The 12899-nt window shown below is 70.9% G+C and carries 15 protein-coding genes; 9 read left to right on the top strand and 6 right to left on the bottom strand.

Features of this window, described 5'->3' with window-relative positions; translation table 11 throughout:
- Positions 1-5: 5 nt before the first annotated feature.
- From QP089_RS46740 to QP089_RS46710, 7 genes are all read left to right on the top strand, one after another.
- Entirely contained in the window at positions 6-284 is a 279-nt protein-coding gene (locus QP089_RS46740; RefSeq protein ID WP_285921066.1) for a hypothetical protein, read from the top strand.
- Positions 281-1294: a TAXI family TRAP transporter solute-binding subunit gene (locus tag QP089_RS46735; RefSeq protein WP_285921065.1), complete on the top strand. Its 1014-nt coding sequence runs from the start codon at positions 281-283 to the stop codon at positions 1292-1294. The genes QP089_RS46740 and QP089_RS46735 overlap by 4 nt, the downstream gene beginning before the upstream one ends.
- Positions 1295-1369: 75 nt before the next feature.
- Positions 1370-1924 carry a dienelactone hydrolase family protein gene (locus QP089_RS46730; protein ID WP_285921064.1) on the top strand — a complete coding sequence of 185 codons (555 nt, stop codon included), beginning with the start codon at positions 1370-1372 and terminating at the stop codon, positions 1922-1924.
- Between the two features lie 3 nt (positions 1925-1927).
- Entirely contained in the window at positions 1928-2284 is a 357-nt protein-coding gene (locus QP089_RS46725; RefSeq protein WP_285921063.1) for a ferredoxin family protein, read from the top strand.
- A complete protein-coding gene (locus QP089_RS46720) occupies positions 2281-3321 on the top strand; it encodes a cupin domain-containing protein (protein WP_285921061.1) in 1041 nt (346 codons plus the stop codon). Before QP089_RS46725 ends, QP089_RS46720 begins: the two co-directional genes overlap by 4 nt.
- A 61-nt stretch (positions 3322-3382) precedes the next feature.
- A complete protein-coding gene (locus tag QP089_RS46715; RefSeq protein ID WP_285921059.1) occupies positions 3383-4282 on the top strand; it encodes a fumarylacetoacetate hydrolase family protein in 900 nt (299 codons plus the stop codon).
- Between the two features lie 21 nt (positions 4283-4303).
- On the top strand, positions 4304-5503 hold the full coding sequence (locus tag QP089_RS46710) for an FAD-dependent monooxygenase (RefSeq protein WP_285921058.1): 1200 nt from the start codon (positions 4304-4306) through the stop codon (positions 5501-5503).
- A 24-nt stretch (positions 5504-5527) separates the two neighbouring features.
- On the opposite strand, the gene QP089_RS46705 is transcribed toward QP089_RS46710, so the two are convergent.
- The 5 genes from QP089_RS46705 to QP089_RS46685 all read right to left on the bottom strand — a co-directional run bounded on the left by QP089_RS46705 (position 5528) and on the right by QP089_RS46685 (position 10300).
- Entirely contained in the window at positions 5528-5716 is a 189-nt protein-coding gene (locus QP089_RS46705) for a substrate-binding domain-containing protein (RefSeq protein WP_285921057.1), read from the bottom strand.
- A 57-nt stretch (positions 5717-5773) separates the two neighbouring features.
- Complete coding sequence (locus QP089_RS46700; protein WP_285921056.1) at positions 5774-6526, bottom strand: SDR family NAD(P)-dependent oxidoreductase; 753 nt, start codon at positions 6524-6526, stop codon at positions 5774-5776.
- Positions 6527-6686: 160 nt separating this feature from the next.
- Positions 6687-8147, bottom strand: coding sequence for an aldehyde dehydrogenase family protein (locus QP089_RS46695; RefSeq protein ID WP_285921055.1), 1461 nt, complete (start codon positions 8145-8147; stop codon positions 6687-6689).
- Positions 8148-8190: 43 nt separating this feature from the next.
- The gene (locus QP089_RS46690; protein ID WP_285921054.1) at positions 8191-9186 is read right to left on the bottom strand and encodes an amidohydrolase family protein; all 996 of its coding nucleotides are present in this window, start codon (positions 9184-9186) and stop codon (positions 8191-8193) included.
- A 241-nt stretch (positions 9187-9427) separates the two neighbouring features.
- Positions 9428-10300: a fumarylacetoacetate hydrolase family protein gene (locus tag QP089_RS46685; protein ID WP_285921053.1), complete on the bottom strand. Its 873-nt coding sequence runs from the start codon at positions 10298-10300 to the stop codon at positions 9428-9430.
- Between the two features lie 280 nt (positions 10301-10580).
- Here QP089_RS46685 and QP089_RS46680 point away from each other — a divergent pair, with 280 nt between their 5' ends.
- Both QP089_RS46680 and QP089_RS46675 read left to right on the top strand, forming a co-directional pair.
- Positions 10581-11396: a FadR/GntR family transcriptional regulator gene (locus QP089_RS46680; RefSeq protein ID WP_285921052.1), complete on the top strand. Its 816-nt coding sequence runs from the start codon at positions 10581-10583 to the stop codon at positions 11394-11396.
- A gap of 338 nt (positions 11397-11734) precedes the next feature.
- A complete protein-coding gene (locus QP089_RS46675) occupies positions 11735-12694 on the top strand; it encodes an amidohydrolase family protein (protein ID WP_285921051.1) in 960 nt (319 codons plus the stop codon).
- A gap of 86 nt (positions 12695-12780) precedes the next feature.
- Here QP089_RS46675 and QP089_RS46670 read toward each other — a convergent pair.
- Positions 12781-12899, bottom strand: a 119-nt coding sequence (locus QP089_RS46670) for a 2-oxo acid dehydrogenase subunit E2 (RefSeq protein WP_285921099.1), incomplete at its 5' end; no start/stop codon positions are given.

The raw sequence follows: 12899 nt of genomic DNA, 5'->3' as shown, positions 1-12899 counted from the left end.
TGATTGTGGCTACCTTCCTCACCACGCATCAGGCACCCGGACTGTCCGCGGAGGAGATCGTCGGGTACGCGCCGACGGTCGCCGAATCCGTGCACGGCCAGTTCAGGCACCTGTTCGTCAACATGTTCACCGGGGCGATCGTCACGGTCTACGACGCCGAGGACGCCGCCGCGCTGGAGCGCGAGTTCGAGCGGATCGGCTTCCTCTACGACGACATCACCGAGATCCACTACGTGCTGGACGGCGAGGGGCTGAGCCGGCTCGCCGCTGGTGACCGCCGATGACCGCCGGGGGAGCGGTGTCCGACGGGCCCCGGATCGACCGGCCGGTGACGCTGCACCTGCGCGGCGACTGGGGCCAGGCGAACATGCACCGCATCTGCGGCTGGATCGCCCAGGAGGTTGGTGACCGGACCGCCGCGGGATCGCAGTTCGCGATCTGGTCCGGCCGGGGCGGGCGGGACTCCATCGAGGCACTGCTGTCCGGGCGGACCGACATCGCGGTCCTGACGCCGACACCCGCCGCCCGCCTGTTCCACCGCGGGTGGGGCGTCGCTGCGGGCCGCCCGGTGCCGGCTCTGCGGGCACTGGGCGTCATCCCGCAGCGAGACCGGCTCGTCGTCGCGGTCGACTCGGCCCTGCCCGTGCACGACCTCACCGAGCTGGCCGCCGATCCGGGAGCGCTCCGACTCGCCACCAGCCCGGACGACGGCATCAACCTGGTCGGCTGGTCGGTGCACCGGGCGCTCGAGATGGCCGGAATCGACTTGGAGGAGGTCCGGAGCCGCGGCGGACGGGTCCATTACGACGAACGCCCGTTCCCCGTGGTGGAGTGGCTGCGCACCGGCCACGCCAACGCCGTCATCCACGAAGCGGTCATGATGCCCGCCTGGCAGCGGCTCGGCAGGGAACGCCAGTTGCGCTATCTCCCGATGCCGGAGGTGGTCCTCGACGGCTTCGCGCGCTGGGAGTGGCCGGCGGCGGACGTCCCCCGGGGCTACCTGCCCGGGCTTGAGCACGACCTGCGCACCCTGGACTTCTCCGACTTCGCGGTGCTGTGCCGCGAGGACCTGCCCGACGACGTGGCGGAGCTGGTCACCTGGTGCCTGGTGCACACCCGGTCCGCTCTCGAGGGGCAGTACCGCCATCTGGACCCCGACCACAGCCCGGTGACCTATCCCCTCGAACCCGACCTGATGGCCCGCACACCCGTGCCGCTGCACGCGGCCGCCGCCCCGGTGTACGCGCAAGCGGGCACCGACCAGCAGTCGCAGGTACCGGCCATCTGGGCCTAGCGAACGGCGAGCCACCAGGGCGCGCAAGCAGGGCGCGTCCAGAGAAACAGCCCGGTGAACAAGGAACGTGACGCCATGACCACAGCGATCGAACACGGAACATGGATCGACATCGAGACCCCCGACGGGACGATGCGCGCCTACACCTGCAACCCGGCCGCGAGACCGGCCGCGGCGGTCGTGGTCCTCCAGGAAGCCTTCGGAGTCACCGACTACGTGCAGGACGTGACCCGCCGTCTCGCGCGGGAGGGGTACCTGGCCGTCGCGCCGGACCTCTTCCACCGCGAGGAACGGCAGCGGTTGGACTACGACGACACCGCGACCGCGATGGCCACGATCGGCAGGCTCGGCCCGGACCAGATCATCCCCGACGTGCGGGCCGCAATCGGGGAGGTCGAGCGCCGCCACGGGATCGGCTGCGGGTCGGTCGCCCTGCCCGGGTTCTGCTTCGGCGGCCGGGCGGCGTTCACGGCCGCCACCGCCGGAGACCCGCTGGCGGGCACGGTGGTCTTCTACGGTCGTGGGATCGCCTCCGGGCCGTGGGCGGTGCTCAACCGGCACGTCGCCGACGCCGCCTGGGCGAAGACCCTGTGCTTCCTCGGCTCCGTCACCGGCCGCAGGGAGCGCTGAGCCGTGGCCCACGTGATCACCGCGGCGTGCATCGACGAGCTCGACGGCTCCTGTGTGCAGGTGTGCCCGGTCGACTGCATCTACGAGGGCGCCCGCAAGCGGTACATCAATCCCACCGAGTGCATCGACTGCGGCGCGTGCCTGCCCGAGTGCCCCGTCGACGCGATCTACGCCCCGGGTGAGGCGGACGTCGAACCGTGGGCCGGCAACGAGGACGCCTTCTTCACCGGCGTGCTGGCGGGCCGGTCCGAGCCGCTCGGGGAACCCGGAGGCGCCTACGACACCGGCCGGATCGGTGCGGACACGCCGCTGGTCTCCGGCTGGCCCGGCCCCGGCGAAGAGAAAAGGACCACGCCATGAACCCAGCAGCGCCGCCCGCCGCGGTGGACGACCTGTACCGAGACGTCTCGGCGGCCGACCTGCAGCCGCTATGGCGGCTTCAAGGGCTCCTGACCGAACAACCGACCACCCGGGCCTTCCCGCACCGCTGGCCCGGCACGACGCTGCGGTCCTTGGCCGGCCGGGCCCGGGACCTGGTACCGATCGGCGGCGGAGGCGACCGCAGGGTCCTCGCGTGCGCAAACCCCGGCCTCGGCGGCGCACCGTATGCGACACCGACGTTGTGGGCGGCGGTCCAAGCCCTCGCCGCCGGGGAGCGTGCCCCCGCGCACCGGCACACCCCGGCCGCGCTGCGGTTCGTCCTGGACGGTGCGGGCGTCTGGACGGCGGTGGACGGAGACGCCCTGCACATGTCGCGCGGCGACCTCGTCCTCACTCCGAGCTGGACGTTCCACGAGCACTACAACCCGGGCGAGCGCCCGATGACCTGGCTGGACGTGCTCGATCTGCCGATCGTGCAGTTCCTGGGCGCGGTCTTCTACCAGCCCGGCGAGGCCGCCGTCGTCGACGCCCGGCCCGCCCGGTCGGCATCCGAGCACCGCTTCGGAGGCGGCCCCGGACTCCTGCCCCAACCACTGGACGGCCCCGTGCCCCCGGCGCATTCGCCACTGCTGGCCTACCGCTGGCCCGACACCGACCGTGCGCTCGCGCTGCTGCTGGCCGACGGCGCCGACCACGCCCGGGTCCGTTTCACCGACCCCACCACCGGCCGCGACGCCATGCCGACCCTGCGCTGCGAGATGATCAGGGTCGCCGCCGCATCCGTGACCGGGGGCAGCCGGCAGACCGGTTCGCAGGTCCTGACCGTCTTCAGCGGCGAGGGACGGGCCGTGGTCGGCGGCGTCGAGTTCCCTCTCGAGCAGGGGGACGTCGTAGCCGTGCCGTCCTGGGCGACGCTGTCATTGAGCACCGGGCCGGGCCTGGACCTGTTCTGCGTCAGCGACGCCCCGGTCCTGGAGGGCCTCGGCCTCTACCGGCGGATCGAGACCGACGACTGAGCCGGCGGCCGCCCGCATGCGGCGCCGACATCCCGCTCTGACTTTCGTGCAAGGAGAACCCATGCGCATCGCGCGTTTCGACAGCGACCGCATCGGCCTGATCAGCGACGCCCGGATCCTGGACGTCACCGATCTGCTCGCGGAATCGTTGCCGGCCGCACCCGCCAGCCTGGCCCGCCGTCTCGTCGCGCACTTCGACGCGGTCGCGCCGCTGCTGCAACGGGCATCGGAACAGCGGACCACCGCCGAAGGGCTGCCGCTGGAATCGGTGCGGCTCCTCGCGCCCGTGCCCGACCCGCCGAAGATCGTCGCTGCTCCGGTGAACTACCGCGACCACCAGGAGGAGATGAACGAGGCGCACCACATCAGCGCGCTCGGGTTCTTCCTCAAGTCGCCGTCCTCGCTCCTGGACCCCGAAGGCACCGTCCGACTGCCCTACACCGACCGCCGGTTCGACCACGAGGGCGAGTTCGCGCTGATCGTCGGCCGTAGCGCCAGCCATATCGAACCCGGGCGGGCCCTCGACCACATCTTCGGGTTCACCGGGCTCATGGACATCACCATGCGAGGCGGCGAGGACCGCTCCACCCGCAAGTCCTTCGACACCTTCACCCCGCTGGGGCCATGGATCGTCACCCCCGAAGAACTCGGCTCTCCCGCGGACGTCGACCTGGAGTTGAAGGTCAACGGACGGCTCCGGCAAAAGGCCAACACACGGGACCTCATCTGGTCGGCGGCGCGCTTCCTGGCCTACGCCTCCTCCGTGACGGTCCTGCATCCCGGCGACGTCGTCACCACCGGGACCCCGGCGGGCGTTGCTCCGATCGAGGACGGCGACACCGTCGAACTCACCATCGCCCGGATCGGCACTTTGCGCGTCGAGGTTTCCGCCGAAGGCGCGGTGCCCTGCCCGACCAGCGGAGCCGCGCGCGGCCCCGTTCCGCCCCCCGCCCGGCGCTGACCGGCCGACCCCGGAGGCCCCATGAACGCACCTGCCCATGTTGGGTTGCTCGTCGTCGGCGGCGGGATCGGCGGCATGGCCGCCGCCCTGGCCGCCGCCCGCGCCGGCCGGCCCGTCCATCTCCTGGAACGCGCCGCCCAGTTCACCGAGATAGGGGCCGGCCTGCAGGTCGGCCCCAATGCGGTGCGCGTCCTGGCAGACCTCGGCCTGTACCCGCGTGTGCGGGATGTCGCCGTCTTCCCCGAAGGCGGAGTCTTCATGGACGCTCTCACCGGCGAGCATCTGACCACTCTCGATGTCGGGCCCGCCTTTCGTGACCGCTATGGGGCCCCTTATCTGGTCATGCACCGCAGTGACCTCCTGGAGATCCTGCTGGAGGCATGCCGTTCCGAGAACAGGATCACTTTGGAGAACGGCAGGGAGGTCACCCATGTGGCCCATCTTCCGGATGGGGCGGTTCAGGTGGACTGCGCTGACGGCTCCCGCTTTCGGGCGCAGGCGGTGATCGGTGCCGACGGACTGAACTCCCGTGTCCGCGGGCTGGTCTCCGCCGACGAGCCCGTCTGCTCCGGTTACGCCGCCTACCGCGGCATCATGCCGATGGGCGACCTGGACGCGCATATCGGCGAGGCCAGCGTCGTCATCTGGATCGGCCCCGGAATGCACCTGGTGCAGTATCCGATCCGCCGCGGAGAGCTCTACAACACCGTTGCGGTGTTCCGCAGCGACGCTTATGCCCGCGGCGAAGCGGACTGGGGTGGCCCGGTGGAGCTGGACGAACGATTCGCCGACGCGTGCCCCGAGGTGCGCCGCGGCATCCAGCACGTCGACCGCAGCCGCTACTGGAAGACCTACGACCGGGACCCCCTGAGCACCTGGACCTCCGGGCGCGTCACCCTCCTCGGCGACGCGGCCCACCCGATGCTCCAGTATCTCGGCCAAGGGGCCTGCCAGGCCTTGGAGGATGCCGCCGCCCTGGGCAAGCGATTCGCCGAGTACGGCGACGACTACGACAAGGTCCTCGCCGATTACGAACGCCAACGCTTGCACAAGGCGTCCCGGGCTCAGACCGCCGCCCGCACCTGGGGCGAGATCTGGCACACCGACGGGATCGGCCGACTGCTGCGCAACTACATCTTCACGAGCCGCGCTCACGACGACTACACCCACACCGACTGGCTCTACCTGCCCGAGCCGGCCCAGCCGAAGGTCGGCGTGTGAACGGGCCGAGGCGAACCGTAGTGATCAGGTCGAGGCCCGGGGGATGAGACGCGCCGGGGGAACCGGTGCCGTCGCGGGGGCCGGACCGCCGGTCCGGGCGGCGTCGATGCGGCGGACGAGATCGGCGGCGCTGGAGGTGGGCTCGTCCAGCGCGACCGTGGTGAGCGCAGGGGTGTAGAGGGCTGCCAGGGGGTGGTCGTCGATACCGATCACGGCGACTTCGGAACGCTTCTGATTGCAGGCGCCCGGGGCCCCGGCCGCGCACATTGCTCAGACGCGCATGAGGCCGCCGTCGGCGACGATGGTCTGACCGGTCATGAACGCGCAGTCATCGCTGGACAGGAAGCAGACGGCGCCGACGATGTCGGTCGCGGTTCCGATGCGTTTGATGGCCTGCATCTCGGCGACCGCATGCAGCACCTCGTCGCCGATGAAGTCCTGGCCGCCGGGAGTGCTGGAGGCCGTGGGGCAGATCGCGTTGACGGTGATCCCGTGCGGCGCGAGATCGGTGGCCAGGGCCCGGGTGAAACCGACGACACCGCCCTTGGCGGCCATGTACGGGACCATGTTCGGCACGGCCAGGCCGAGGGAGTTGGACGCCAGGTTGACGATGCGTCCCCACGAGCTCTCGCGCATCGAACCCATCACGGCCTTCGCCATGAGGAACTGCGAATCGAGATTGATGGCCTGGATCCGCTTCCATTCGGCGAAGTCGAGTTCCCAGATGTCCCTGAACGGGAAGACGCCCGCGTTGTTGACGAGAATGTCGACGTGGCCGGCGAAACCGAGCATGTCGCCGGTGATGGCCTCGACCTGTTCCGGGTCCGCGAGATCGGCCTGCAGCGCGATGCCCTTCCGGCCGATCCCGTGGACGGCCGAGACGGTGGCTTCCGCGGCTTTGAGATCGACCGCGATGATGTCGGCGCCCCGGCGGGCGAGCTCGAGGGAGATGGTGGTACCGAAGCCGCCTGCCGCGCCGGTGACGACGGCGACACGGCCGGTGTGGGACGGGGTTGTGGGCATCGATCGCTCCTGACCGGGCGCGCGAAGGCACCGAAGGCGGGACGGGGAGGTGGTGCAGCGCCGGGTCGGTGCGGACCTGGGTGGATCCGGACCCGCACCGATACCCGGCGAATGGTCTTCGTCGGTACGGCGGGGAGCGCGCTCCCCGCCGTACCGACGTTCAGTGGGGGACGGGGGCGTAGTCCTGGGTGATCTGCTTGTGCTCCAGGAAGTCCTCGACGCTGGCGAGGCCGCCGAGGCGGCCGACGCCGCTGGACTTGAAACCGCCTTCCTCGAACTCGATGGTCAGGTTGGCCCAGCTGTTGACGGAGATGAGGCCGGCTTCCAACTGCCGGGCGACCCGCACGGGCCGGTCCACATCGCGGGTCCAGATGCAGGCGCTGAGGCCGTAGTCGGTGTCGTTGGCCAGGGCGACGGCCTCCTCTTCGGTGTCGAAGACCTGGACCGTCTGGACGGGACCGAACGTCTCCTCCTGGACGATGGGCAGCGAGGAGTCGCTCACCGACAGCAGCGTGGGGTGGTAGAAGGCGCCGCCGGCCAGGGCGGGGATGGTGCTGGGGCCGCCGCGGACGATCGCCTTGGCGCCGGCGGCGAGAGCGTCCTGGACGGCGGCGTCCACGCGGGCGACGGACGCGGTGTCGATCATGGGACCGATCTGGCTGGCCGGGTCGGCGGCGGGGCCAGGCCGCACGTTCTCCAGCCGGTCCGCCAGCGCTGCGATCACCTCGTCGGCGACGCGGCGCTGCACCAGCACCCGGCTGCCGGTCATGCAGAACTGGCCGGCGAACACGGTCGAGGACTGGGCGGCGGTGGCGACGGCGAGGTCGAGATCGGCGTCGTCGAAGACCAGGTGCGGGGTCTTGCCGCCGAGTTCGAGGCCGACCCGCTTGAAGCGGGCCGCCGCCTGCTGGGCGACGAGCCGTCCCGTCCTGGTGCTGCCGGTGAAGCTGATCACCGGCACCCGGGGCGACTCCACCAGCAGCCGCGCGACGTCGGAGCCCGATTCGATGACGACGTTCACCGTCCCGGCCGGCAGTTCGGGGACGCCGGCGAGGATCTCGCACATGAGGGCGGCCGTCTGGGCGGCCTGGCCGGGCATCTTCACCACGGCGGTGCACCCCGCGGCGAGCGCGGGCGCGAGCGCACGGATGCACAGGTAGGCCGGGGAGTTCCACGGGACGATGAGCCCGGCGACGCCGACGGGCTGGCGGATCGACATGGCTTGGCGGCCGGGGTGGGTGTCGGTCACGCGACCGAGAGGATGCACGGCGAGTCCCGCGGCGAAGCGCAGCGCGCGGACGATGAAGTGCGCCTCGAATCCGGCTTCGGGACGCAGTTTCCCGTTCTCGCGGCAGAGCGTGTCGACGACGTCGTCCATGCGTTCGGCGTAGGCGTCGGCGAGGTGGCTCAGGGCCGCGGCGCGCATCATCGGGTCGAGCCGCCAGGAGCCGGAGGCGAAGCCCCGGGCGGCGGCTTCGATGGCGGCCAGCCCTTCCTCGACACCGGCGTCGGCGTAGGTGCCGATCACCTCGCCGGTGGCCGGGTTCACGCTGTCGGACACCCGGGGCGACCCGACCCACGTGCCGTCGATCCAGTGCTTGACGTTGATCTGCTCGTTCATGGCGTTCGTCCCTTGGAAAGGAGGAGGGGCGTCGGCCGCCGGTTCACCGGTCGGCCTGACGGGGGGCGTGTTCGGTGCCGTTGCACCACACCCGGCGGATGTTTCGGGTGGCGGAGATGTCGCCGAGCGGATCGCCGTCGATCAGGAGCAGGTCGGCGCGCAGTCCCGGCTCGATCGCGCCGCGGTCGGTGAGCCCGAAATGGCGGGCGGGCAGCGAGGTGGCGGCCCGTAGTGCCTCGGCGGTGCTGAGGCCGGCCTGCACGAGCAGTTCCAGTTCACGGTGGATGCTGCTGCCGTGTGCGGGCTGGAAGGGGACGCCGGTCTGGGTGTTGGCGTCGGTGCCGGCCTGGATGGGCACGCTGGCCCGGTGCAGGAGCGCGACGCTGCGGACGGAGGCGTCGAAGGTCTCCGGCTTGCCGACGGCGGCGGCGATGCCTTCCATCATGGTCAGTGTCGGGACGGCGATGCTGCCCTGCGATGCCATGCGGGTCACGTCGGCGTCGTCCAGGGGCAGGCCCAGCGGCACGTGGGTGATCACGTCCGCGCCCGCGTCCAGGGCCATGCGGAAGGCTCCGGGCGAGGACGCGTGTGCGACGACCTTCTTCGCCGCGGTGTGCGCGGCAACGACCAGGGCGTCGGCGGCGGCCTGGTCGGGACCGCCCTCGCCGGGCGCCTCCAGGACGATCTTGATGTAGTCGGAGCCCTGGGCCACCTGATCGGCGACGAAGCGGGCCGCCTTACCCGGGTCGTCGAGGACGGCGTCCGCGGGCCTGCCGGGAATCCTGGAGTGGGGGCCGCCCGGGCCGATGGCGGGCGTGCCCGCGCTGCGGATGTCGGTCAGTCCCGCCACGCCGCGCAGCGCCGCGAGCCGCTCGGGCGGCCAGGTCCCCATGTCCAGGCCGGTGGTGACGCCGTGGGCGCACAGTTGCTCGAGCGTCCCACGGTCATGGAGATGGATGTGCGCGTCGATCAGGCCGGGCAGCAGCACGCCGCCGGCGGCGTCGACGACCTCGGCCCCGGTCTCATCGGCACCGATCACGGTTCCGTCGATGACCACGGTCCGCGGTCGCGACAACCGCGTTCCATCGAAGACCCGGACTCCGGTCAGTGCTCGTTTGCCCATGGCTGCGGTGAACCTTCCTGTGTGCGGGGCCGGCACGGCCCGGCCGGGCCGTCCGAACCGGTGCCGTCCGGGTCACGCCCGCTGTGTGCGCCGGTCATGAAGGCGGCGAGGTCGTCGGGGTGCGGGAATGAGGTGACCGACGCCGGCCGGTGCGGGCTCATGGGGCGCCGTCCTTCGCCGCGGCGAACGCGTGGCGCATCTCGCCGATCCCCTGGACGGTGCTGGTGAGGACGTCGCCGGGGGCCAGCCACCGCTGCGGCTCGCGGCTCAGCCCGACTCCGGCGGGTGTGCCGGTGAAGATCACATCGCCGGGCAGCAGCGGCAGCGTCGCCGACAGCCGCGCGACCAGCGCCGGAACCGAGAAGATCAGGTCGCTCGTGCGGCTGTGCTGCATCTGCTCCCCGTTGACGGCGCAGCCGAGCTCCAGGTCATTGGGGTCGTCCAGCTCGTCCAGGGTGACCAGCCACGGACCGACCGGCCCGAAACCGGGGAGGGACTTGCCCATGCCGAACTGCGGGGGGTGGGCCGCCATCTGCAGGATCCGCTCGGAGATGTCCTGCCCGACGGTGTATCCCGCGACGTACGACAGCGCCTCGTCGGCGGTTACCCGGTAGGCGCGCCGGCCGATGACGGCGACGAGCTCGACCTCCCAGTCGACGTGCCCTCCGGGCGGCAGCGCGATGGTCGCGCGGGGCCCGGTGATGCAGCTGGGGAACTTGGTGAAGACCGGGGGCTCGCCGCTCGGGGCATCGAAGCCGGATTCGGCGGCGTGGTCGCGGTAGTTCAGGCCGATCGCCAGCACCTGGCGGGGCTCGGGTGCCGGCGAGCCGAGCTCGACGGGGTCCACGGCGGTCCCCCCGGCCAGGTCCGCGGTCGCCGCCCAGGAGGTGAACGCTTCCCACTCGTCGTAGACGGCCTGTGGCCGGGAGCCGAACCGGCCGTTGCTGTTCTTCTCGACGTCGTAGGCGGTTTCGGCGCCGGGCCCGCCGGTGACGATCACCAGGCGGCCGGACAGGTTGGCGATGCGCATGAGTCGGCTGTTCCAATCGATGGGATGGGATTCACCCCCCGGCGGGGTGCTTCGGGCCTTGCGGTGGCGCCGTGCGGACGTCGGTTCCGGGACGGCGGTCGCCGTCGCGACCGGTGCGCCGGCGCGGCCAGGAGACGGCGGCGGCGCCCTCGGGCGGTCGCGAAGCAACGCCCAATTAAGCATGATGAATATGGATATCTTGAGCCAGGTTGACGGACGACGTCAAGGCGGCCGGGGTATTCTTCATGCTCAATGTCCCCCCAGGTGGTGTGGAGGAGCGATGGCGGGTCCGGCGGGCTTCGACAAGGCGTCGCGGGACGCCCCTGCTCTGCGGGGGCGGGGCCGGGAGGGCCGGTCGCCCCGGTTGTCGCGTGCGGAGAGCACCGCGGAACTGCTCATCTCCCTCGCCGGCGCGGCCTCGCCCGGCGACCGGCTCGGTTCCAAGAGCGAGCTGCGCGACCGATGCTCGGTGTCGGTGGGGACGTTCAATGAGGCGATGCGCATAGCGCAGTCGCGCGGCGTGGTGACGGTCCGGCCGGGTCCGGGAGGCGGGGTGTTCGCCGCCGAGCCGTCGCCCATGGTGCGGCTCGGCAACTCGGTCCTGGCTCTGGACGCCGGCGAAACCTCCGTCGCCGAGGCGATACGCATTCGCGACGCACTGGATCCACTGCTGATCGAGGACGCGCTCTGGCATGCCTCCCTCGCCGACATCGCGGAGATGCGGAGCATCCTGGCGGAGATGGCCGTCGCCGTGGAACGCGACGACGCCACGGCGTTCATCCATGCGAACTGGTCGCTGCACGCCCGAATCGCCGCCGTGAGCCCGCACGCCATGCTGCGCTCGCTCTACATCAATCTGCTCGACCAGATCGAGTCCCACACCCTGGCCGTGCTGCCGAGCAGCGCGCAACCGCTGCCGGAGTACATCTCCTCCCGGCACGCCCTGCACGAGGCCATCGTCGACGCCCTGGAGTCTCACGATCGGGAAGGAGCCCACCGCCTGATCGCAGAACACAACACCAGCAACGCCCCGGCGGACGCTCCGGTCGCCGCCGGGACGGAGCGAGATCCGTCGGCCCCGGAGCGCAACGACTGACAGGCTCCCGGCTCTGCCCGGCGGCTCGATGGCAGGGGTCCTCCTAAACATGCCTTCAGACCCGTCGGCCGGCTGACCGCCGTCGGCCGCACCTGCCCTTCTCCGAGCATCTGATCGCTGAACATCCACGGACTCCATCTCCCTCCACCAAGTCCGCTGAGACCGACCCCACACCGGCCGCGAGCAGTACGGATGGCGGGCCCAACGTACGCGCTATATTTGATAACGACAAGCCCCGCTGAGGCACCCGCGCCGGAGTACCGGGACGACTCGATCGTCGACGCTGCGGCGGCGCTCGCCTGAACGCTCTTACCTACGCCCAACAGAAGGCGAGACTGATGGCCCGCGATCGCATCGACATACACGCCCACTACCTGGGAGGCACGGTCGCCGCGCTGTTCGACTCCGGGTTCACCCTGGCCGGTGGCTACAAGATCTCCCCGAGCTGGACGGCTGAGGCCGCACTGGCGTTCATGGATCGCCATGAGATCTCCACGCAGCTCCTGTCCGCACCGTGGCCGTTCGCCGGCACCGACGACGATCCTGCCTTCGCGAAGCGCTTCTGCCGAAATGTCAATCGCGAGTACGCCGAACTGATCGCCGCACATCCGGGCCGGTTCGGGGCTTTCGCCGCTGTGCCGCTCGACGACCCCGACACGATGCTGGCCGAAATCGCCTACGCTCTCGACGAGCTGGAGCTGGACGGAGTGCTGCTCAACTCCAACAGCCTCGGCCACTACTTCGGCCAACCCTTCTATGAGCCGGTCCTGGCCGACCTGGACCGGCGGAAGGTGCCGGTCTTTCTGCACCCGACCGACTGCCCGCACGTGGACGTGCTCGGGTTCGGCCGTCCCAGTTCGGTGAGCGAATACCCCTTCGACACCGCTCGCAACATCGTCAACGCCATCTACACCGGCGTCTTCCAGCGCTACCCGGACCTGACGCTGATCCTGGCCCACTGCGGCGGCGTCCTGCCGACTCTGGGGTGGCGGATCGCCGAACACACCACCATGGGCATGGGCCCGACCGACGCCGGGATCGACCCCGGGCACGTGACAGGTGTCCTGCGCGGCCTGTACTACGAAACGGCCCTGGCGGCCGCCGCCCACTCCCTGCTTCCCGCTCTCCAGGTCACTGGTCCCGAGCACATCCTGTTTGGCACCGACTGGCCCGCCGCACCTGAAGCTACGGTGGAGCGCAACATTGACAATCTGCTCGCCTTCGAGGGGCTGAGCACCGCGCAACTGACCGACGTCGACCGCGGCAACGCCGGCCGCCTCTTCAACCGCTTCGCTTGATTCATCCGGATTTCCGCCGGACAACGCAGGGATGTGGCGAGATCGGCGGCGACACGGAGGCCTCCGTGTCGCCGCCCACGTTCGGGTCAGAGGCCGAGGTCGGCCTCGAAGTTGCCCTCCTCCAGGCGGTGCTTGATGGTGCCGAGGAAGCGGGCGGCGTCCGCGCCGTCGATCAGCCGGTGGTCGTAGGTCAGCGCCAGGTAGG

This window comes from Actinomadura opuntiae (genome assembly GCF_030283205.1).
Lineage (GTDB): Bacteria > Actinomycetota > Actinomycetes > Streptosporangiales > Streptosporangiaceae > Spirillospora.
The sequence above is the reverse complement of the archived record's forward strand: the minus strand, read 5'-3'. Positions and strand labels throughout refer to the sequence as shown.